Below are 20849 nucleotides of genomic sequence, written 5' to 3' on the forward strand. Positions count from 1 at the left end.
AGCTAGAAGTCGGAGCGGGCAAAAGTGGCGCGGTCGCGCCACCCGACAAACGATGATTCCATTCAAGACGTTCGTCTCGGAGCATCGTGCCGCGAACCTGCTGGCACAGGTTCGCTGGCGTGACGGTGCTTATTGCCCGCGCTGCCGTGCCAAATCTGTGATTCGGTACGGCAGCTATCGAGTGTTCCAGCGGTATCTCTGTAAGAATTGTGACCGCACGTTCAACGATCAGACTGGTACCGTCTTCGAACACTTGGAGGTAGCACTCAGAAAGTGGTTCTTCGCCGTCTATGCCTACATCCGCTTTAATGCGAGTTTCAGACAGCTATAGTAGATGTTAGAAGTGATTACTCACTCTCGGAATCGAAAATTGGTCGAGGGCGGTGTCGATCGCTGCTGTGAGTTCAGTAAGTGAATCGAAGAACCGATTGCTCAGAGCGGCTTGGAGTTGTCTCCATCACTCCTCAACCGGATTGAGTTCCGGAGAGTACGCCGGTGACGTGACGAAGGTGACGATCACCGTCCTCGGTGATCGCGCCCAAGAGAGACGTCCAGTCGCGTTGTCCAGAGAGTTCGACGGCCGGCCGCGTTCCGCGGGGAAACCACGCGGCACGCGGCTCAACTTGCACGGATTTCTTGGTTTGATCGATACAGACTACTGTGGCGTCCATCTCCCGCCGTTTTTTTTGAACTCCTCGCGGAACGTTTCTTGCTCGTCAGCATCGGATTCGACGGCTGTACGGCGTGGTTTTTGATAGCTCAATCCCGCTTCTTTGAGCAGCCGCCGGCAACTCGGGATCGAGTATTCGACATCGTAGGTTTCGTCAAGATACTGTTGGACGAGCACCGGCGTCCACGCCGGTGCGTTGAACCCAACTTCCTCAGGAGATTCGTGCACAGTTGCTTCAAACTGTTCTTGCTCGTTTTCCGAGAGCTTTCGTTTTCTCCCAGATCGATGAGCATCAGAAACAGCCTGCTCAAGCGACTCATCAGTATCGAGTCGCTTGAGCCAACTATAGATCGTCCGTCGCTCCACGCCGTACCACTCGGATAGTTCAGTCTGCGTGACGCCGTTTTTGTACGCAACTGCGGCTAAGAGCCGTTGTGTGGGCTTCTTTCCGTCCACGTTGTCGAGAGCATATTGCAACTCTTCGACTGAGAGCTCGTCGAGGTGATCCACTGTCTGTTGTAAGACTTTACGAGCAAATAATTCTAACGGTTACTATAGCTCAGGCCAATCCATAAGGAGTTCCTCAACAATCTCACACAAAGTAGTTCGGTCTGTTCCCAGGGTGCTGTTTCGTTAAGCGTGAAAAGTGAGGCAGTGCGATTTAGTGGTGCTCTATGCCAAAAATCCACCGCCTCAGTGGGTGTAGCGACTGGATCGATTTGAGTTTTGTGGAGCGAGAACGGACACCGCGTCAGCTGATGGAGCTCGGTATTCGACTCCATCTTGCTGGCTTCTCGCTTTCGAATACCGTTCGAGAATTAGAGAAGTTCGATGTCGAACGGAGCCGCAAGGCAGTCCACGATTGGGTTCACAAGTGCGATCTACAGCCGGCGGATGACGAGAAGCCGAATCACGTCGCGCTCGACGAGACAGTGATTCAACTCGATGAACATCGGTATTGGCTGTACACTGCTGTCGATCCGGAAACGAACAACATCCTCCATATACGGCTGTATTCGACGACTACAACCGCGTTGACAGAACGCTTCTTGCAGGAACTCACTGAGAAACATGACCTCGACGATACCGTGTTTCTCGTTGATGGAGCAAAACATCTCCAGACTGCACTCCGTCGATCTGGGCTCCGATTTCGATACGAAAAACATGGAAATCGGAACGCTGCGGAACGTGTCTTTCGTGAGATAAAACGACGCACCTCTTCGTTCTCAAACTGTTTCAGCCATGCAAAACCGTCGACAGCCGAATCGTGGCTCCAAGCCTTCGCCGTCTGGCACAATGCGACAAACTAAACACGACCGTTCCCAGGATGGTTGAGATGAGGTTGAAGGAATGTGGTGAGACGTCTTCAAAGTAACCCAGTAAACACACGCTTCAGATCCAATATCGGAAAAAGTGTACGGGGTCAAGGCAGACTACTGCCGTTCATCGATTACGCGGTATCCAAGGTACGCTGGTGTATACTCTTCCCCACTCGGTGAGAGCCGATATTCTGCCTCACCACTCTCTGAATTCCAAGAGTTTGTCTGCCTTACAAGGGTTGTGCTAGCTAACGCCTGGAAGATGGGTTTTGCCTCGTGCCTTTCGGCACCCACATTATTGGCCAGTTCAGACTCTGGGAGGCCATTTGGATATTGATCTAATACATCCAGAATCAGTAATTGGAACGCAACATCTTGTTCGTAGGTAGTACGTCCACCGCATACTGGAGGACATCTCCCTCAACACGTAATTCGGGCGTTTCGAACCACCCCGTCGGTTCTACACCGCTAGTTCCGCGGGACCATACAACCCCAATGTCACCCATTCCAGGGATTTTCCACCATGAATGAGACCTCTCCTCTGTATAGTTCCAGTATCGGATGCCAGCAAAGAGAAACACAGCTAAAGAAGCAATCGTAACTTGCCACTGTGCATCAACTGCAAAGAGCGGGAATAAACTTGCACCCCATACATGCACCGCAGGTAGCTTCAGGAAATTTTTAAACACCTCTGCAAATTTCTTTATAACGTACCCTCTCACAACCAGCAATGCCAGTATCACAAACACAGCATCCTGAGTTGCGGTTGGATCACTAAACGTGCCGAGCTCATACGCAGCAAGAAGAACCCCTACAAACGCAACAGGTAGTGCAACAATATACACCAAGGCCGCGATCAAGTGCAATACACCCCAGACAACACGTTCACTCTTTTCTGTGAACTGTGTAAAAGAAATCAATGGGGAACTTCCTCGAATCTCTGCTATCCATTGTTGCAAACGCTCTCGAGGACCAATCCCCTCCACAGTCGAAGACACTCGTTCTAAAACACTCTCTCGACGAGTCTTTTCTGTAGCCCCCGTTTCATCCGCACTTGATGAACGAAAATCAACATGGGGTGCCGACGAACCTGCGGTTGAAGAAGTACCACCGTTTGTCCTCTCTGGGCCCTGCTGTGATTGTGGAGTCGCTCGAGTCTTCGTTTTAGTTTCCCGATTCTCGTTGACGGCTGGTTTACCCCGATGATCGTCTCGCGTATTCGATCTTGCGCGAAGTTTTCGAGTGATTCTGGCGGATTCGGGACCGGACGACCGAAGTAGGCCCAAACGAAAGTAGCAGCGCTCACGAGGGCCTATTGAAGGGAGTCCTGTGCGATGTCCGTCGCGATCTCTCCTAAAGAGATCATGTCATAGTGTTCGTAGAGAGTCCTTATTTATCATTGGACGAAAGACGTTATTTCCAGGCCGCCGACCATGACATTCTGCCCTTCTCATCGAGGAACGTCTGGATCACCTAACCGTCTGCGCCAACACTCGACACTTACCACCACATCCGACAATACACGAGGAATCTCGCTCGATAGACGTGTCGGGATTGCCTCAGCTCATACAACACCGTTTCGACTCTAGAATCGAGTCAGGACGACTCCTGAAACCTATCACCGTTTCTGGGTCTCAACAGAGCCACGGTACATTATCATCGTAGACACAATTGCCGGTCGATTGGCGGGTGTTCCTAAGGGCAGTTCGCGGCGGACCGCTAATCGCTGCACTCTATTGTTTATATGCAGTGTCGAGTAGTCGATTCTACCAGTCGTATTCAAAAGTTTCACATTCGAAATGTCTCTTTCTTTCGCTCGAATGTATTATGGATTTTATCTACCTGAACAAAGTTGAGCAACGTGAGAACAGGTAAGGCTTAAAACACACGCCTTAGGCGTTCTATATCCCAATTAGGGGTTTAAGAATCATTTCTGAGGGATTCTCCTCGTTCAGTCAGAATCGGTGAGCAGCCGGAAGACCGGATTCTCGTCCGCATTGAATGCGTTCCGACAACTCCGCTCAAGTACCCCGCCCAGTCTTGATGAGAAACCCCGCGAAGCTATCGGTCAGTTCTGCTGCTGTGTTCCAACCCAAAGGCACAATATTCTGTGTACACATAGTTTTCTGTATGCCCAGTATCACCGTTAATGTCGACGACGACCTCAAAGACCGGATGGAGAGACACCCGGAAATCAACTGGAGTGAGGTTACCCGACAGGCCATCCAGGAAAAACTCGAGACACTTGACGTAATGGACGAACTCACGTCCGGGAGTGAACTCACCGAGAGCGACGTCGCCGATATCGCCGACAAAATCAACGAGAGCGCACGCGAGCGTGTCGAAGAGGAGTCGGAGTAGCCTCGACGAATGAAGCTGGTCGTCGATGCCAACGTCGTCATCTCTGCGCTCATCGCTGACTCGAAAACCCGTGAACTCATCGTCACGCTCGAACCCGACCTCCTGACACCCAAATTCGTCTACGACGAGATCGAGAATCACACGGAGTTGATTGTCGAGAAGTCCGGTATGAGTCCAGGGCGAGTCGCTCAGTTCGTCGACCTCCTGTTTCAGTACATCGAGGTCGTCCCCGCCGACGAGTTCTATCCGCACATCGAAGAGGCCGAAGCAGCGATCGGCGGAACCGATCCCGACGACGTGCTATATGTCGCGTGCGCCTTCGCCAGGGACGCAGACGTTTGGAGCGATGATACCGACTTCGACGAACAAAATCTCGTCGAGACACATTCGACGAGCGACGTGATCGATTCATTCGACACGCTCTAACCGATCGGAACAACCGCCAGTAGAGCAAGGCGCCCCTATTTATATGTTCCATCTACAGACGTCCGCTATATTTCGAATTCAGGGGAACGGGTCTGTGACACGACGCTATTTTCACGAGATTCCAATATGGGCTTCATCGAACTGAACAAAGTTGAGAAACGTGATAAACGGTAACACACATTACTGTCCGGTTTAATCCCCCCGGAAAACGGCGAACAGACGGAAATGGTGCCTATCGGGTAGAGAAGTTCAGTTGATAAGGACTATAATCCTCTTGATGCGAGAGGCTTTCTCGTCACCCCCTTTCTATACGGTGGTCACAGGGCAAGTGTCAAGCCCAAATGACTGCTCATATCATGGAACCACAAATTACAGTCATCACGTTGGGAGTCAACGATTTGGAGGAATCACTCGGTTTTTATCGTGATGGCTTGGGTTGGCGAACGGAGGGTATCGTCGGAACAGAGTTCGAAGGCGGAGCCGTTGCCTTCTTCCCGCTGAACAACGGTTTGCAGCTTGCACTCTACCCTAAACATCAAATCGCGGAAGATGCGAACGTTGACGATACTGCGTCAAGTCCTGCGGAATTCACTATCGGCCACAACGTCGCGTCGAAAGAAGAAGTTGATGACGTGATGGAGACGGCGGAAGAAGCAGGGGCAGAAGTTACCGACCCGCCACGTGACCGTGTATGGGGCGGATATTCGGGCCACATCCAAGACCCGGACGACCACCTATGGGAAGTTGTTTGGAACCCGCAGTTCGAAATCGAAGAGTGAACACTCGCTCCACCGACTTTTCCATCAAAGTCCTCGTCACAGAGTCCGAAAGCGGCAACGTAGACGAAATCTGTAACGTCAGTTTGAGACCTGAACAAGGTCGAGCAGCGCGAGAATCGGTAGCTAATATCACCGTTTTTAGACCTCGTCGAGTAATTGGTTACTGAGAATCTTCCGGTTGCTGTTCAGTTGCTTCCTCACTGGGACGGCCGTTCTATGTGGAGACATCCCGTCGGGTAACACCATGTACGCTCAGTCGAGTCCAAGACTCAGTTTCAATGCTTCGTCCACCGCTTCCATCGTTTCTGCGCCAAGACTTCCGATCACTGAGTGAATCCGCTTTTCGATGGACACAACACGAATCTGGTCGAGACGAACGGACGAATCCTTCTCGAGGGGCGACTCCGCCGCTTCAACGAGTACCTCGAACGGATAGCCTCGATACGTTCCTGTTGCAGGTGCGACGATGGTCGTACTAGAATTCTCGTTTCCGATGTCGTTCTGTACGACCACCGCAGGTCGAGTCTTCTTCATTTCGTGACCCTCGGCAGGGTCTAGTCGGACGATAACGACATCACCCCGTCGAACCTCTGCGTCTTCACTCATTCGTCCAGTCCGCTCCACGCCTCGTCCGATGCTTCGGCCCACTCTCCCGCCAACAATTCCGAACTCTCTGACGCCTCGCGGTACGCGGCGGCCAGTTCGTCCTCGTCGGGACGGTCAGACTCTACCTCGACGACGGCGACGGTTACGCGCTTGTTCGCGTACTCCGTCCCGAGATAGATTCGACCTCGGTCGTCGGTTTCGTTGGTTTGTAAGTCCTGCGCATCCACTTTCGTCATGTTACCGACTAACACCTACTGTCGAATAAATGTTGCCCACTATTACCCACAAAGAACAGTTCCACGAACCGTATCGTTGATTTCATCCAGTTGAACACGGTCGAACAGCGCGAGAATCGGTAGTCGAAGAGGACGTTCTCAGGACGTATTGTGTGGGTTGGGAGCTCCATCCCTCCCGATAGTTGCGTTATCTTTCTCCGGTGGGTCGACGGGAACCCGACGAACGGAGGGACTCGTTGATCGACTCCCACAGATCTTCCCGACATCCGGTCAGTGTACGTCTCCTCGGAGAAATCCGCCGAAACACACAGTATCCGGTGTACACAGAGGATTCTGTATACCCTCGATCACCGTCAACGTCGACGACGAACTCAAAGACCGGATGGAGAGACATCCGGAGATCAACTGAAGCGAGGTCACACGACAGGCCATTCAGGAGAAGATCGAGACGCTGGAAGTGATGGGGAAACTCACGTGCGGAAGCGAACTAACCGGGAACGACGTCGCCGACATCGCCGACAGGATCAACGAGCGTGGACGCGAGCGAGTCGAAGAACAGTCGGACTGATCCCCGAATGAAGCTGGTTATCGATGCCAACGTCGTCATCTCCGCGCTCATCGCCGACTCGAAAACGCGGGAACTTGTCGTTACGCTCGAACCCGACCTGTCGACGTTCTCGTTCGTCCACAACGAAATCGGGGACTACGAAGACCTGATCGTCGAGAAGTCCGGAATGACTCCGGGACGAGTTATATCCCCACATCGAGGAAGCCGACGCGGCAATCGGTGAACGATAACACAGTTCCAGAGCCGTCTCGGGCACTGAATCGAAGAGTAACCGTGCGGCGACTGACGACGTATTCGAGGGGATCCGCTCACGAGTCCGTCTATTGGCGGGAATCGCTACCCGGTCGCTGCGGTACGAGAATCAGCGTCCTTGAATTCTTCAGCTGACAGGAGTCGCGTGCTGCATACAGCGGTTCTATACAGCACTGGCCATTGAATCCTTGACGAACGGCGACGAATAGAATTCGTCGTAATCCACGGAGAATGCAATCGTGCCAGCCCAACGGTCTGCTTCGCCGGGGTTGTCTCGTAGCGCAGCGCGGAGCCGGAGTATTGCTGGATCGTCCCACCCTTCCATAAGCGATGCCTTCCAATTTCGGTCGTAATACCCTTCTTTCCGTGCGTTCCGGTCCCGTTCGTACTCGGCGAGGGCAACCTCCAGCGGTTGGCGGCCCGCGAAGCCAGCATCGATAGCAGCTGCCAGAAGTTCCGCATCACAGAACGCATCCGAGATCCCGTGTCCCTGCAACGGGTCCATACACAACCCGGAATCACCGACGAGTGCCCACCCCGAGCCGTAGGGTCGGCGGAAATAGTGAGGGACAGCCATCCCCACATAGGGTTCGACGGGGTGAAGCTTCCCGATGGCATCCGCCAGCACAGGGACGATTGCTATCGTTTCGTGATAGTTCCTCTCGACGTCGGCGCTGAACTCCCGGTAGTACTCCATCGGGCGTCCTGCAACCAGACAAGTCAACCCATCGTTCGTCGGAATCGAGAGGACGAACTGGTGGTGCCGCCAGTGGAACTCGAGTCCCCTGTCGGGCAGATCCGGCCAGTACGAATAGTAGTAGAAGGCTGTCGGGGTGTGTTCCTCGTACGTCGGCGGATCGATCGTCCGGGCCACCAGCGGATTCTTCCCGTCAGCACCAATCACGATACGGGCTCGTTCAGTCACCGATTCGCCACCCTTCGGCTGGCCCTCGATTCCGACGACCCGCTCGCCCTCGGTGAGGAGTTTCCACACGACGAACTCTTCGCGAACTTCTGCTCCCGCTTCGACGGCGGCCTCGACGAGAATCCCGTCCAGTTCCGTGCGCCGTGGCGCGATCATCGAGATGCCGTCCTTCGGAGGGGCAGTTCCCGAGAGGAGGAAGTCACCGTTGTGGGATCGGACCTGGCGGAGGGGTGGACAGCCGGTCGCGACGACGTCGTCTAACAACCCCCACTTCTCGAGTTGGTTGACGCCTGGATATTTGATAATGTGCGTGGACACGGTATCGCTCGGAAACGAATCTCTGTCGAGCACCAACACGGAGTACCCCTTCTGGGCCAGAAGCATTGCTGTCGGCGAACCAGCACACCGGGCCCCGATTATGATCGTATCGTACATAGGTTCTCGTGGGTAGTTCCCCCTCGTTCCCCTATGAGAAGCAATCACATAGAGTCATCCTGTGAAAAATCTCCACGGCCTGAACAGGAAGCACGATCCGCCTCGAGTCGAGCAGTCGGTGTACGATATGCGCCGTGCATTCAGCACTACTGCCGCAATATCTCACCGACTGAGGGTTTCGACAAATGGAGCAACAGGAGAATCGATAATAATTGGTAGTCGAATGCAGAAGCGGAGACTGCCGCTCAGTCGATAGTTGATTTAGAATACTCTTCCTGTGAAATCGTGTATCGATGAACGTCAGCGACGGTATCGTCCAGCGGAAGCCAATTACGGAGAAGTCCGTCGTATTGCCCTCCGTACCGTTCGACGTACTTTTCGATCGCCTGTTTCGATTTTTCATTTCCGTCGATGTGAGAGGCAGCAACGAGTTCGAGGTCAAGCCGTTCAAACGCGACACGGAGGAGGGCGTCAGCGCGCTCACCGGCATATCCTCGTCCCCAGAACCGTTTATCAAGGAGGATACCGAAGTTCGCAGATCGTTTGTTCCAGTCTGGGTACAGACCCGTCGTACCGATGATAGCGTGTTCTTCGTCGTCTTCTCCGTCTCTTCGCCGAATCACGTATTTCGCACCTTCAGCCGCTTCCCACAGCCGCTCAGCCTCGTCCAGATAGTCGTTCGTATCCTTTATCGTCTGATGGGGATCAGAGTCCCAGTACTCGAACATCTCCTCGGTATCTCTTCCGTCGGTATAGAACTCGTGGAGTGCAAACACATCGACGGACTCGTGTGATATTCGTTCGAGAATGAGCCGTTCCGTTTCGATACGTTCTGGAAACATGCGACCACGTTCTCGTTCGAGGAACACACATATATTAACTCTGATAAGAAAGCAGAAAATACGCAGAATCTGTACCATCAGCTTGAAACCTGAACACGGTACTTCTACTCGAATGAACAGTGTTCGATGAGCGAGAACGCGGACGGTTCAGCCCTTAGACGACGATATCGTCCTCGAGAAGTAACTCTCGTTCCGTCCGTCGCGCTTCGCTGCCCGCTTCGACGAGCGTCGGGTCGTTGATCGGGTTCGAGAACCGGTCGCGATCCGGTTCGACGCGCTCGAGCATCGTCGAAAACGTCGTTCCTCGGCGCCCACCGGCGGAGACGATACCGCCGTACTTTCGCTCGTCGAACGGGGTTTCGTCGGGGTCGGGAAACGCCTCGCGAATGAGCTGTGCCGTCTCCCTGATGTATTCTGCCGCCTGCTGCTGCGAGTAGACGCAGTCGTCGTAATAGGTCTCGACGTGTTCGTCACGGAGTTCTTCCGACAGATGTTTTGGGGATTCGTAGTGAATCGAGTTCGTCGTGGTGTAGCCGCTGGTGAATCGGATGTTCACCGTGAAGCTGTCGGGATACCGCAGAATGAGTGGAAAGAACAACATCTCCGTGACGGTGTTCCGCTGTTGAATCCGCCACAGCCCTTCGACGTAGTACGACGTGAGTTTTCCGAGCCGATCGTCGCGCTCACCGCGGTGATACGCCGCCGCCACGTCCGCGTACTCGTCACCGGCGATACGCCGGAGTCGCCGCTCGAAGCTCGTGGCTATGCGCTCGAGTTCCGTCTCGTAGGCGTCCGGTAACGGAACGTCGGGGTCTTCGAGTAACGCTGCCTTCCGTTCTCGAGCGTCCGCCACGGTCATCATATTCTCGTGGAACGTCCGCTCGGCGGCTGCGTCGAGAAGCGGCGTTCTGACCGCTCGCTGGTGGAGAACCTTCGTGTCGCCGTTGAAACGACGCTGCTCCCCGTCCATGTATCGTTTCCCTTGAGGCTGTACCGATATGAATTAGCTGGTCCGCGAGCTGATACGACATGGTCGTTTACGTAGACGATCGACGACGTCGTTCACCGGTGCTCGTTCGTATCGAGTTTACTGACACTCAGCGGCCCATGGCAAATACTTGAGGGATCGGCTCGAGAATGCGAAGCTATGTTCGATTTCGACCGACGGCGACCGCGGCTGTCGACAGGTACGGTGGTACACACCGGACCGACTCCGTCGACAGCGACTCGTCCGTCCGACGAGAACGACGACGCCACCGACGACAGCACGGATACACTATCGGACGACGTACCGACACGCCAGGACGCCGACGGTCGACAGCTGACGTCTCCCGCGTTCGAAGAGGTGTTCCGGTATGGGAACTAACCCCGGTTCTGAAGACGAGGGGACGGTAGAGACAGCGGTCGAGTTTCAGGACTGCACACGGGTCAGAATCACCGACACGTACGAAGACGTCCTCCTCGGTGTGACCTTCGTCACCGACGATGGGCGGACGGGAACGATCGTCGATTCGGTCGGCGGCGTCGACGGTGCGCGAACGATCGACGCGGCCGCCGAATTCGACCTTTCGCCGGAGACGACCGTCCTCGAGTACGTCGAACTGTCCGAGACCGACGTCGTAATACCGGGCCTCGGGGACGAGCGGGTCGAGAACCCCCGATTCGAGGACTGTTACGTGGACCGAATAGACGCTCCAGGGGACGATTCAGCATCGGCGGAGTACGCCGAGTTCCTCGATTGCGAAACGGTTCGGGTCACCGAATCCGCGGCCGAAGTACTCCTATCGCTGTTCTGGTGGGACGAACGGGGGCAACTCGGAACGATCACTGAACGGGTCGGCAGCGTCGACGGCGAGCGGACGATTTCGGCGACGGCGGAGTTCGGGTCGTTCGCGTACGGTCCGATCGTCTCGGGGATCGAACTCTTCGATGCCGAAATACCGGTCGTCCCCGGTGGCGGGGCAGTTTCGGTACAGAACCCGGACGCCGAGTCGTGTGCGAGTTCGATTCGCGAGAGAGACGATGTACCCGACGAACTCGACGTCAGTCAGTTCGAACGCTCGTAATCGGCCCGGGACGTTCGGAATCGATCACGCTGGCTGTCGATGCGGTCGGACAGTGATCGATCACGTGGCGGTACCGAGTTACACTTCCTTCGAGGAGAGTTTCTCACGCGGCCGCTCGCGTGCGACCGGATCGTGAGAGTCGATGACTGCGGCCGTGTTCTCGTAGCTCGGTGCCTGCTCGAGCGTCTCGTAATTGTTGTATCTGGTCGCTGTATAGTCGTCGTACGTCCCGGATTCGAAGTGGTACCGCAACTCGAGGCAGTGGTCGCGAACGGTCCGCTCGGGTTCGAATCCCAGTTCCGCTCTGATCTTCCCGAACTCGACGCGATAGCTCCGCTCGTCGGTTAGTTCGTCGTGGTACTCGATCGACGCGTCGGGGAAGCAGTCGGCGACGATGGTCGCGAGTTCGTCGATTCGGTAGTTCTGCTGGTTCGATCCCACGTTAAACACGGTGTCGGCGACGTCGTCGATCGGCGCGGTCAGACACTCGACGTACGCTCGAGCGGCGTCGGCGACGTGGACGTTCGGTCGGTACTGATCGCCACCGAACACCGGGATCGTCCCCTCGGTGTGAGCCTTGGTCGGCAGAATATTGCCGACGAGATCGAACCGCATCCGCGGCGATCGCCCGTAGATCGTCGCCATCCGGAGGATGGTCGGGGAGAAGTGGTCGTCGGCGAGGTCGTGGAGGACGCGTTCGGATTGTATCTTCAGTCGCGCGTACAGTGAAACCGGGTTTCGTGGTGACTCTTCGGAAAGCCGCTCGTTTTGGGTCTCGGAGCGGCCGTAGACGCTACAGGTCGAGGCGAAAACGAAGCGGTTGATGCCGTGGTACTTGCAGATCGACGCCAGCAGTTGCGTCGAGTGGAGGTTGTATTCGAGCGTCTTCTCCGGGTCGATCTCGGAGGCGGGATCGCCGACGATACCGCCGAGATGAACCACGGCGTCGACACCGGCGATCGCCTCGAGAACCGTCTCGATCGACCGCGCGTCGCCCTGGTACAGCGTGAACCGGTCGTCGTCGCGTAGGTCCCTGATACCGGCATCGCCGTACATCAGCGGATCGAGAACGTGAACGTCGAACCCGTCCTCGAGAAGCTGACGGGAGAGCACCGAGCCGAGATATCCCGCCCCTCCGACGACGAGCACCGTGTCGACGGCGTTCGCGTCCGGTTCGATCTCGCGGGTCGCACCGTCGGTTACTTCGACCGTCGTGACGTCGATGACGTGCTCGTCGTCGTCGATCACGGGCGCGATGGTCGTCCGTTGCGGTTGACCGTTGCTCTCGAGGGTGTTCGACGCCCCCGCTCCCGTTCGGATGCTCCCGCTCGTATCGACGACGACGGGATCCTCGTTTATCACGGCCGACACCGGCGTATCCGGTGTGATACCGTCGAATAGTTTCCGTCTGAGTCGCTCGTCAGTTGCGGTCCCAACGAGCTGGTTCTCGTCGTCGACGACAACGATGCCTCCTGATTCGGATCGATCGATCCGCGTGAGTGCGGTACGAATCGACATCCGCGAATCGGCTGTGACTGGCCATCTCATGATTACGTATCGACTCCAACTGCCGCTGATTGTCGGTCGGGTACCGACGCCGACGCGGCCTATTCACTCAATCCGGACGGTGGCCCCTTTGTTATGGATCGGTTGGACTGATAGTCCGCTAACACTTGATGCAAAGCTGTCAAAAAGTCGCGTCGATTACGTCAACGACGGTGGGACTGTAAGTAGTCAATTCGATATCGTGTTCGAGCGGGCTCTGGCGGTGGATCGTCCACGTTCGACGCCCGCTTCGACACCGGCCGTGATCCGGTCGATTTCGTCCTCCTGAAGGCCCGGATGGATCGGCAGCGAGAGCACGCGGCCCGAGACCGCCTCGGTGACGGGGAGGGTACCCGGCTCGTACCCGTACTCGTCGCGGTACGCCTGGGTGAGATGAACGCTCGGCTCCCAGTACACCTTCGATGCGATCCCTCGCCGGGTTAGGGTCTCGATAACGGCATCTCGGTCGACGTCCTCGTGGAGGGTGACCGTATACAGCTGGTAGACGTGGCGCCCGCGACCGGCGGCGGTATGGGGATCGACGCCGTCCACAGCAGCGAGCCCGTCGGACAGTCGTGACGCCACGCGTCGGCGGTTCGAGATATGATCTTCGACCTTCTCGAGTTGCGAACAGCCGATGCTCGCGACGAGATCGGCCATCCGAACGTTCGTCCCGACGCTCTCGTACTCGCCGCTGTCGGCCGAGTCGAAGTACTCCGACGACGCGCGACCGTGTGAGCGGTACCGCTCGAGGCGGCCTGCGAGATCGTCGTCGTCGGTGACGACCGCACCGCCTTCGCCGGTCGGCAGGACCTTGTTCTGACAGAAACTGAGTACCGCCGCGTCACCGATCGTCCCCAGCATCCGCCCGTGATAATCGGCGCCGAACGATTCGGCGACGTCCTCGATCAACGGGACGCCCGCGTCGGCGGCGATCTCCTCGAGCGCACCGATATCGCAGGCGGCCCCGTAGGGGTGAATCGGCAGGATCGCCGCCGTGTCGTCGGTCACTTGCGTCGCAACGTGGTCGGGATCGATCCCGTACGTCTCCCGCTCGATGTCGGCGAACACCGGGGTGGCGCCGACGAGACGAACGGCGTTCGCGGTGGCGATAAACGTAAACGAGGGCACGACCACTTCGTCCCCTTCCCCGATCCCGTGTGCCGTCAACGCGGCAACCAGCGCGGTCGTCCCCGAGTTGACCGCCACTGCGTGTTCGACCCCGAGATACTCCTCGAGTCCGTTCTCGAATTCGTCGATGTACGGTCCGTTTGCCCAGTACGACCCCCGTGTGATCGAATCGATGGCGTTCGAAACATCGTTTTCGTCCCACGGGATTTCGAACAACGGAATTTCGTCACTCATCGAGAGACAATTCGCGAGACTGTTGATTAAGTAGCCGTCTGCTACCGCTCGGGAATGCGGCGGTTTCGGCGCTTGCAGTTACCTGCACAGCGTTTATCCCCGCGTTCGCCTCGAAAATTCTCTGATCGTCCGCGAGACCACTGTTAGATCGTGATTTGAGGGAATAACGGGTTTCGAGGGCCAGGGCTGAATCGTTGTGCGACGTCGAATCGACGGACAGTGTGAGTCGATACCCGATCTCGACCAACGGGCGACAGGTTCCACGGTATCGAACTGCGTCGGTCCGTCGCTGTCACCGACCCGCCGAGAGACGATACGTTACTAGTAAAGAATTTCTTCATAACATACTTATATTCACTCAATTAATATCGTGTCAATGCAGGACCATCCCCGCAGAACCCTCCTCGGTGGCATCGGTTCGACAGTCGCTCTCGCGGCCGCAGGCTGTCTGTCGCTCACCGACGACGGCTCGCCCCCCGACGAGTCGGATGACTCGGACGAGACCGACGACGACAGTGCAATCGACGCAGACACGCTGTTCGAGTACGTACCGGACGCGTTCGACACTGCCGTGAACGTAACGTCGGCGGATCTCGATCGCCTCGAGACTGCCGAGACGGGGAATCGGTACGGCCTCTCGTACGGAATCGGTGTCGCAGCCCTGCACGAATGGGGTGGCGACGTTTCCGCCGTCTCCAGAGGCGTCGTCGTCGAACAGTTCGACGACTTCTCGATTCCGCTCTCGGTGCTCGAACTCGAGGACGGCGATCTCGATGCCCTCGACCTCGACGCCGAACTGACGCTGGAATCGACCGAACACGACAGCGGCACGTCGTACGAACGCGGCAGTCCCGACGACGAGGACGACGTTGTCGCGCTCGTCGACGACGTCGCGATCCTCGCTGAATCGGACGAACTCGTCGATGCGGCACTCGATGCGGCGGCCGGTGACGCCACGACGTTGCTCGAGGGACAGTCGGCACTCGATGCGGGGGTCGACTACTTCGCGGACGCCGGCACCAAGATCGTCGGGGCCCACGACGATATCGAACCCGAGTTCGATCTCGACGCCGACGACGTCCAGTTCGCCGCGTACGCGACGACGGTGATCGACGCCAACACGCTCGAGCACACGCAGGCGCTTGCACTCGAATCCGAATCGGCGATCACTGACGAACTACTCGAGCGGTTCGAGGAGACCGTCACCGCGTACCCACCTCAACACGGCTCGGCCGTGACGACCGATACCGACGGCGAGGTCGTGACTGCGACCTGGACCGTCGACCTCGAAGCCCGACGGCGTGCCGCAGAACACAACAGTCCAAGCGGTCTCCGGGTCGAATCCGTCGATCCGGACAACGAGTACGTCGACGTCCGCGTCACGCACGCCGATCCGACGCCGGTCGACGAACTGACCATCGAAATCGAGGACGAACCGTACGACGAAGCGATCTGGGCCGACGGGCAGGACGTAATCGACGAGGGCGATACGATTCGCTTCGAATCTGACCGCCTCGAGCCGAACCTCTCCGTGACAGTCACCCACGAGGGTGACGGCTTTACGTCCTCGGTCACCACGGCGATTCTCAATCACTTCCACTTCGCCTTCGAGCACGAGCCGGACGCCGAGACGGTGACGGTCCGGTACGAGGATGAGTACCCGCTCGAGGGGGACGACGTGACCGTCGGCGTCCACGACGCGGAGTATCAGTACGGCTCGTCGGCCGACCCGCTACAAACTGTGACGCCGTGGGACGGGACGCTCTCGACCGGCGACGAGGTGACGCTCGAGGATGTCGAACCCGGAATGACCGTCGTCGTCGGCTGGGAAGAGCCGACGTTCGAGAACGCCCTCTCGAACACCACGGTTCGACCGCCAGGACGGCCCCACATCGACTACGACTACGAGACGAACACGCTGACGGTCGAACTCGTCTTCGAGGGCGACGAGAGCGAACCGGCCGACGCCTACGAACTGCAGATCGACAACGAACCGGCGGAGACACAGTGGAGCGACGAGTCACGGACGGTTTCGGACGGATCGACGGTCGTCCTCGACGACGTCGACATCGGCTCGAACGTGACCGTCGTCTGGGGAGACGACCTCTACCTCGGCGGTGGCTCCGCAACCCCGTCGATCAGGCTCTCTGCGTCCATCGACGACGGCGCGCTCGCTATCGGTCACGAAGACGGCCCATCACTCTCCGTCTCGAGGCTCGAGGCGCAGATCTATACGGCTGATGGCACCACCGAGGTCCCGCTCGAAGACGCTGCCGACGGGACGTTCTCGGAGGGTGATAGCATTACTGTGCTGGAAGACGCCGACGTGGACGACACGCGGCCCTCCGTCTCACTCATGTACGACGGCCACTTCATCGCGTCGGCGTTCCCGGAGCGGTAGTCCACACTCGGTGAGAGCGACTGCCGCGGATACGTTCGACGTCGATCCGGTCCGTCGTTTCCATCTCGTTTCAATCCCGCTTTGCCCGTGGCGTCGCCGTTAGACGTCCGGAACCGGCACCACGACGACCGGGAGCGACGCCGCCGCGAGCAGCCGTCGTGCGGTCGATCCCACGGATCCCACGGGAGTCGACTCGTCCGGGAGCCCGCTGTGAGGAGTGATCAGTAGCTCGTCCGCGTCGACCGCTGTGGCCGTCTCGAGGAGTGTCTGTACGGGGTCGTCACCATCCCGGAGTTCCGTCCGAACCTCGCCGAGTCGAGCCAGTCTGACGGGAGCGACGTTCAGCGCCTCCTGTGCGTCTCTCCGTGCCGTCGCGTCGTCCGCCGGCGCGACGGCGACGACGGTGACGCTGTCGTCGCTCGTCGCACGGTCGTCGAGATAATCACAGACCGCGGCCGTCGTGTGTACGGACGTCGTACCGACGAGGTAGTGCATACCGAAAACAGGGCCAGCGCCGCAAAGAAGGTGTGGAAACGGTCACTCGACCGATGCCAGTTCGACCGCGATGCGATCGGGACGGGCCGCGGCGAGGATTTTCCGACCCAGAAAATACGCTCGTATCACTATTAGGTGACGGCCGAAAGGAAGGAGTGGGAGGATACCTCCCTTCGAACGGCGTATGCCGTCGAAACCGATCATCCCAACAGTGCCACTCCGCTGACGAAGCCGTTGATCCGATGGACGGCCGCTTCCCCGACCCACGGTCGTTCCGTGCGGTATCGTCGACAAAGAGGTCCCCCACCTCCGCTTCGGCCCGACGAACACGATGCCCGTCTCAGTTTTGCAGCCAGTAGCCCCAGCGTGTCCGCCTCCGACTCAATGGTGACCGTACAGCGAGTACATAATCGCAACCAGCCCGAGTAGTCGACTCACGTTCTCGAGAAACACCGTCACGACCTGCCCCGGACTGGCGAACGTCGTGACCGTCACGTTGATCAGGAACGGACAGAGCGTCAGCAGGAGCAATCCAGCAGCGAGATAGAGCATCGATCCCGCGTCGTTGCGACGATAGCCCCGGTAAGCCTGATAGGCGATGACCGTGCCGAACAGCGCGACGAGAAAGAGACTCGCCACGGTCAGGAGTTCGAACAGGGGAGCCTCGTCGATTCGGACGACGTTCTGGCTCATCGCATCCCCTCCCACATGCGGGTGAACTTGTCGGCGACGTCTTCCTCACGGTACGTTATCTCGAGTTCGAAGGAGCCGTCCTCGAGGGAGAGTTCGAGGTGCTCGAGGTTCGCGCTGTAGACGCTGTAGTGGTTACCGTCGGGTGCGAGCTCCGTTTCTTCGGTCACGAGCTGGCACTCCTCGAGGCGGTCGAGTCGACGATAGATCGTCGGTAGGGACGCATCACACCGTTCACTCAGGGTACTGGCAGACATGGATTCGATGCTCGTATGGGTGAGGATCTTGCGTGCGTACTCGTCGTCGAGCACCGCGAGCACTGTCGACAGATCGGTATCCTCACTCACTGGTAGCTGTTCGTTCTGGCAACGCTATGAAAAACGGTCCGGTTTTTCTGACCGAGAAAATCCGGTTTCGCAACCGATCGATGCTGGTTCCAGAACGTGACGTCGAGGGGGACAGCGGGCTCGCGAAGCAGACAGAATGATATATCGATATGCGGTTCATCGATGAGCTACTGTGACTGCGTCTCGAGCCAGTGGAACGTCCGTTCGAGAACCCGTTCCTCGGCCGCAGACGAGAACAGGTGGCCCTCCGAGGCGAACGTCTCGAGGAGGACGTCAGTCTCGAACTGCGACGCCGCTTCGAAGCTGTGGGCCACGTCGACGGAGTCGTCCGCTGTGCCGTGGAAGATCGCAACCGGGACGTCGAGCGATCGTTCGACGGATTCGAAGCCGTACTGCGCGAAATCGTCGAAGAATCGGCGATCGATCCGATCGCCGGTCTCGAACCGACACTCGCCATCGCGTTCGACGGTCATCCGGTACTCGTCGAAGGCTCGATTGTACGTCACGGGTGCTCGCGTGACGACCGCCTCGACTCGGTCGTCTCGCACGGCGGTGTGGAACGCGACCTTCCCGCCGAAACTCGAGCCGAAGAGTGCGTACGACGGCGGATCGAAGTGCTCGACGACGACACGGAGGTCCTCGAGTTTCGAACTGAGCGTCTGATCGACGAACGCCCCGTCGGACTCGCCACAGCCGCGGAAGTCGAACCGGACGGCGTTGTATCCCCGCTCGACCGCTCGCCGACAGCGACGCTCGTAGCTCCCCGTTTTGTCGCTCAGAAACCCGTGACAGAAGACGAGCCAGTCGTCTCCGGGCGCCTCGTGGTGGACGGCAGCGACGGACTCCCCGTCGGCGACCGGAATTCTGCGGTCCGTTTCGGCCATTACGTGTCCGCTCGAGCGTCGCGACCGTAGGCGTTGCTGTTCAGTCCTCCGACGCTCCCCCGAAGCCGCGGTGCCGTCGCTGGCACACCGTTTACCCGCTTTCGCCGAGACCGCCCCAATATGACCCGTACGACCTACCGGTGTACCTGTGGTGCACTACTGCAGTTCGAGCAGGACCTCGAGAAGGAGTCGGGCATCGCGACACCGAGTTGGAAGTGTACGGACTGTGGAACGCCCGTACCGGGGCAGATCGCCGAGAAGGTCCGCCACCAGCACCCGTCCTGACCTGCGCCGACGCCCAGATTGGATGTAACTCGCGGACCGACACGATGCCCGCACGGTATCGCAAGCACGGCTGATATGTCCCGGACGGTATACTACCAGTGTACACGATGGATCGCAATCGCAGGCGTCTGCTCAAACTGTCGGGTCTCACCGCGGTCGGCTCGATCACCCTGCTCGCCGGCTGTGGTGACGATGGCCCCGGTGACGAAGAACCGGACGATGGGATGGAGGACGAGAACGCCGACGACGCGAGCGATGAGAATGACGACGACGAGCAAGCCGAGCATCCGGACGAAGTCGGTGACGAGGGTGATGCAGATGCCGACGAGGCGGAAGAACCGACGGGCGGGGCTCCGGACGAAGACAACGAGACGGACGAGGAGAACGGCGAAGACGAGTGAGTACGCCGAACTCCCTTACTGACGCTCTGCCTCGGGTTCGCACTCGAGTGCGAGCCGGCGGTGTCGTGCGTGTCGCCACTGTGCGTATCCGTAGTACACCAACGAGAGACCGGTGAGTACGCCGAGCGCGATGGTCGAGACCAGTAACACGACCAGCGGTTCGATCGTCGTCTCGAGGGGCCGGTGAGCGAACTGCTCGAGCAGCCGCCGTTGCTCCGCCGAGAGGCCCGCAACGAAGACGTACCACGCGAACGAGAGCGTACTCGCGGCCCAGAGCGCGAGACAGGTCGCGGAGACGAGCCACCCTCGTCGCCGGAGCGTCGCGTCAACCACCCGTATACCACCTCGATCGAATGGCGAGATTCGGCTTCTGAATGTTCATCAACGACGGTACTGACGACCGTCTTTGTGTGACACGTACGACTGAGTCGGTATCCCTTTCAGCCTGTATTTGATCGTGAGTTATACCGATGGCCGACCGGTTCACGGGAGTGGCTACCGCATCGAAGCTCCGAACTGGACTCCGATCGAAACGTGCTCATTCGAGCGTGTCGGTGCCGATTCAGCCGGGAACGAGGGGAGATAGATCCGTAATCAGGTACGTGAACAGCTAGTTGTATCGTGCGGTCGTATCACGCGAGTATGAGCGACGAGCAGCGCGAGGGTGTCGAGAATCCGGATCGGCCGGCAACTGGGGAACGAGAGAGGCTGGCACCACCCGGATCGCCGGGCGGTGCTGCGGCCGTTTCCTCCGTGCTGTGGGGTGTCGTCGCGTTCCTCTATCTGGACTCGATCGTACTCGGGTTCTTCGTGTTCCTGGCAGTCCTCACCGCACTCGAAGCGATAGCCGGGTTTGCGACTGACCGTGCTGACTGAGACCGAACTAGCTCTGGAGCGAGAAGACGCTCCCCGATTACATCCGCGGCCGGGGCGGGCTGGCCGCCGAGTATG

22 protein-coding genes and 4 pseudogenes are annotated in these 20849 nt (G+C 58.1%); 12 read left to right on the plus strand and 14 right to left on the minus strand.

The window, feature by feature from the left end:
• Positions 1-52: 52 nt before the first annotated feature.
• Positions 53-328 (plus strand): annotated as a pseudogene (locus ACSFC7_RS05885) (transposase); the annotation flags it as partial.
• Between the two features lie 9 nt (positions 329-337).
• Here ACSFC7_RS05885 and ACSFC7_RS05890 read toward each other — a convergent pair.
• A pseudogene (locus ACSFC7_RS05890) lies at positions 338-1180 on the minus strand (IS630 family transposase).
• A gap of 164 nt (positions 1181-1344) precedes the next feature.
• Here ACSFC7_RS05890 and ACSFC7_RS05895 point away from each other — a divergent pair.
• Positions 1345-1980, plus strand: coding sequence for an IS6 family transposase (locus tag ACSFC7_RS05895; protein WP_436346811.1), 636 nt, complete (start codon positions 1345-1347; stop codon positions 1978-1980).
• A gap of 362 nt (positions 1981-2342) precedes the next feature.
• On the opposite strand, the gene ACSFC7_RS05900 is transcribed toward ACSFC7_RS05895, so the two are convergent.
• Positions 2343-2975, minus strand: coding sequence for a hypothetical protein (locus ACSFC7_RS05900; RefSeq protein WP_436346812.1), 633 nt, complete (start codon positions 2973-2975; stop codon positions 2343-2345).
• A 1144-nt stretch (positions 2976-4119) separates the two neighbouring features.
• Here ACSFC7_RS05900 and ACSFC7_RS05905 point away from each other — a divergent pair.
• From ACSFC7_RS05905 to ACSFC7_RS05915, 3 genes are all read left to right on the plus strand, one after another.
• On the plus strand, positions 4120-4350 hold the full coding sequence (locus ACSFC7_RS05905; RefSeq protein ID WP_436346813.1) for a hypothetical protein: 231 nt from the start codon (positions 4120-4122) through the stop codon (positions 4348-4350).
• 9 nt (positions 4351-4359) lie between these two features.
• Positions 4360-4776 (plus strand): PIN domain-containing protein, encoded by a 417-nt coding sequence (locus tag ACSFC7_RS05910; protein WP_436346814.1) that lies wholly within the window; start codon positions 4360-4362, stop codon positions 4774-4776.
• 356 nt (positions 4777-5132) lie between these two features.
• A complete protein-coding gene (locus ACSFC7_RS05915; RefSeq protein ID WP_436346815.1) occupies positions 5133-5555 on the plus strand; it encodes a VOC family protein in 423 nt (140 codons plus the stop codon).
• 252 nt (positions 5556-5807) lie between these two features.
• Here ACSFC7_RS05915 and ACSFC7_RS05920 read toward each other — a convergent pair whose 3' ends face one another.
• Both ACSFC7_RS05920 and ACSFC7_RS05925 read right to left on the minus strand, forming a co-directional pair.
• Positions 5808-6161 carry a type II toxin-antitoxin system PemK/MazF family toxin gene (locus ACSFC7_RS05920; protein WP_436346816.1) on the minus strand — a complete coding sequence of 118 codons (354 nt, stop codon included), beginning with the start codon at positions 6159-6161 and terminating at the stop codon, positions 5808-5810.
• Positions 6158-6397, minus strand: a complete 240-nt coding sequence (locus tag ACSFC7_RS05925) for a hypothetical protein (protein ID WP_436346817.1) — start codon at positions 6395-6397, stop codon at positions 6158-6160. The genes ACSFC7_RS05920 and ACSFC7_RS05925 overlap by 4 nt, the downstream gene beginning before the upstream one ends.
• A gap of 337 nt (positions 6398-6734) precedes the next feature.
• Here ACSFC7_RS05925 and ACSFC7_RS05930 point away from each other — a divergent pair.
• Positions 6735-6965: pseudogene (locus ACSFC7_RS05930) on the plus strand (hypothetical protein).
• A 7-nt stretch (positions 6966-6972) separates the two neighbouring features.
• Positions 6973-7149: pseudogene (locus ACSFC7_RS05935) on the plus strand (PIN domain-containing protein); the annotation flags it as partial.
• 231 nt (positions 7150-7380) lie between these two features.
• Here the strand turns inward: ACSFC7_RS05935 and ACSFC7_RS05940 are convergent.
• The 3 genes from ACSFC7_RS05940 to ACSFC7_RS05950 form a co-directional block, all read right to left on the minus strand.
• Positions 7381-8577, minus strand: a complete 1197-nt coding sequence (locus ACSFC7_RS05940; protein ID WP_436346818.1) for an NAD(P)/FAD-dependent oxidoreductase — start codon at positions 8575-8577, stop codon at positions 7381-7383.
• Between the two features lie 245 nt (positions 8578-8822).
• Positions 8823-9419: a GNAT family N-acetyltransferase gene (locus ACSFC7_RS05945; protein WP_436346819.1), complete on the minus strand. Its 597-nt coding sequence runs from the start codon at positions 9417-9419 to the stop codon at positions 8823-8825.
• Positions 9420-9573: 154 nt separating this feature from the next.
• Positions 9574-10389: a hypothetical protein gene (locus ACSFC7_RS05950; RefSeq protein WP_436346820.1), complete on the minus strand. Its 816-nt coding sequence runs from the start codon at positions 10387-10389 to the stop codon at positions 9574-9576.
• Between the two features lie 385 nt (positions 10390-10774).
• Here ACSFC7_RS05950 and ACSFC7_RS05955 point away from each other — a divergent pair, with 385 nt between their 5' ends.
• Complete coding sequence (locus ACSFC7_RS05955) at positions 10775-11485, plus strand: hypothetical protein (RefSeq protein ID WP_436346821.1); 711 nt, start codon at positions 10775-10777, stop codon at positions 11483-11485.
• Between the two features lie 78 nt (positions 11486-11563).
• Here the strand turns inward: ACSFC7_RS05955 and ACSFC7_RS05960 are convergent, their stop codons facing one another.
• Both ACSFC7_RS05960 and ACSFC7_RS05965 read right to left on the minus strand, forming a co-directional pair.
• Complete coding sequence (locus tag ACSFC7_RS05960; protein ID WP_436346822.1) at positions 11564-13003, minus strand: NAD-dependent epimerase/dehydratase family protein; 1440 nt, start codon at positions 13001-13003, stop codon at positions 11564-11566.
• Positions 13004-13219: 216 nt separating this feature from the next.
• Positions 13220-14395 (minus strand): DegT/DnrJ/EryC1/StrS family aminotransferase, encoded by a 1176-nt coding sequence (locus ACSFC7_RS05965; RefSeq protein ID WP_436346823.1) that lies wholly within the window; start codon positions 14393-14395, stop codon positions 13220-13222.
• Positions 14396-14771: 376 nt separating this feature from the next.
• Between ACSFC7_RS05965 and ACSFC7_RS05970 the strand changes: the two genes are divergently transcribed.
• A complete protein-coding gene (locus ACSFC7_RS05970) occupies positions 14772-16796 on the plus strand; it encodes a hypothetical protein (protein WP_436346824.1) in 2025 nt (674 codons plus the stop codon).
• A 99-nt stretch (positions 16797-16895) separates the two neighbouring features.
• Here the strand turns inward: ACSFC7_RS05970 and ACSFC7_RS05975 are convergent, their stop codons facing one another.
• The 4 genes from ACSFC7_RS05975 to ACSFC7_RS05990 form a co-directional block, all read right to left on the minus strand.
• Complete coding sequence (locus ACSFC7_RS05975; protein ID WP_436346825.1) at positions 16896-17291, minus strand: universal stress protein; 396 nt, start codon at positions 17289-17291, stop codon at positions 16896-16898.
• 381 nt (positions 17292-17672) lie between these two features.
• Positions 17673-17984: a DUF7521 family protein gene (locus ACSFC7_RS05980; protein ID WP_436346826.1), complete on the minus strand. Its 312-nt coding sequence runs from the start codon at positions 17982-17984 to the stop codon at positions 17673-17675.
• Positions 17981-18328, minus strand: coding sequence for an ArsR/SmtB family transcription factor (locus ACSFC7_RS05985; protein ID WP_436346827.1), 348 nt, complete (start codon positions 18326-18328; stop codon positions 17981-17983). The genes ACSFC7_RS05980 and ACSFC7_RS05985 overlap by 4 nt, the downstream gene beginning before the upstream one ends.
• A gap of 167 nt (positions 18329-18495) precedes the next feature.
• Positions 18496-19212: an alpha/beta hydrolase family protein gene (locus ACSFC7_RS05990; RefSeq protein ID WP_436346828.1), complete on the minus strand. Its 717-nt coding sequence runs from the start codon at positions 19210-19212 to the stop codon at positions 18496-18498.
• A gap of 120 nt (positions 19213-19332) precedes the next feature.
• On the opposite strand from ACSFC7_RS05990, the gene ACSFC7_RS05995 reads away from it, so the two are divergent.
• A complete protein-coding gene (locus ACSFC7_RS05995; RefSeq protein WP_436346829.1) occupies positions 19333-19497 on the plus strand; it encodes a hypothetical protein in 165 nt (54 codons plus the stop codon).
• Between the two features lie 107 nt (positions 19498-19604).
• On the plus strand, positions 19605-19898 hold the full coding sequence (locus ACSFC7_RS06000; protein ID WP_436346830.1) for a hypothetical protein: 294 nt from the start codon (positions 19605-19607) through the stop codon (positions 19896-19898).
• Positions 19899-19913: 15 nt separating this feature from the next.
• On the opposite strand, the gene ACSFC7_RS06005 is transcribed toward ACSFC7_RS06000, so the two are convergent.
• On the minus strand, positions 19914-20231 hold the full coding sequence (locus tag ACSFC7_RS06005) for a hypothetical protein (protein ID WP_436346831.1): 318 nt from the start codon (positions 20229-20231) through the stop codon (positions 19914-19916).
• A 309-nt stretch (positions 20232-20540) separates the two neighbouring features.
• Here ACSFC7_RS06005 and ACSFC7_RS06010 point away from each other — a divergent pair, with 309 nt between their 5' ends.
• Positions 20541-20774, plus strand: coding sequence for a hypothetical protein (locus ACSFC7_RS06010; RefSeq protein WP_436346832.1), 234 nt, complete (start codon positions 20541-20543; stop codon positions 20772-20774).
• The last annotated feature ends 75 nt before the right edge of the window (positions 20775-20849 follow it).

It is taken from the genome of Natronorubrum halobium (genome assembly GCF_051351675.1).
Classification (GTDB): Archaea; Halobacteriota; Halobacteria; order Halobacteriales; family Natrialbaceae; genus Natronorubrum.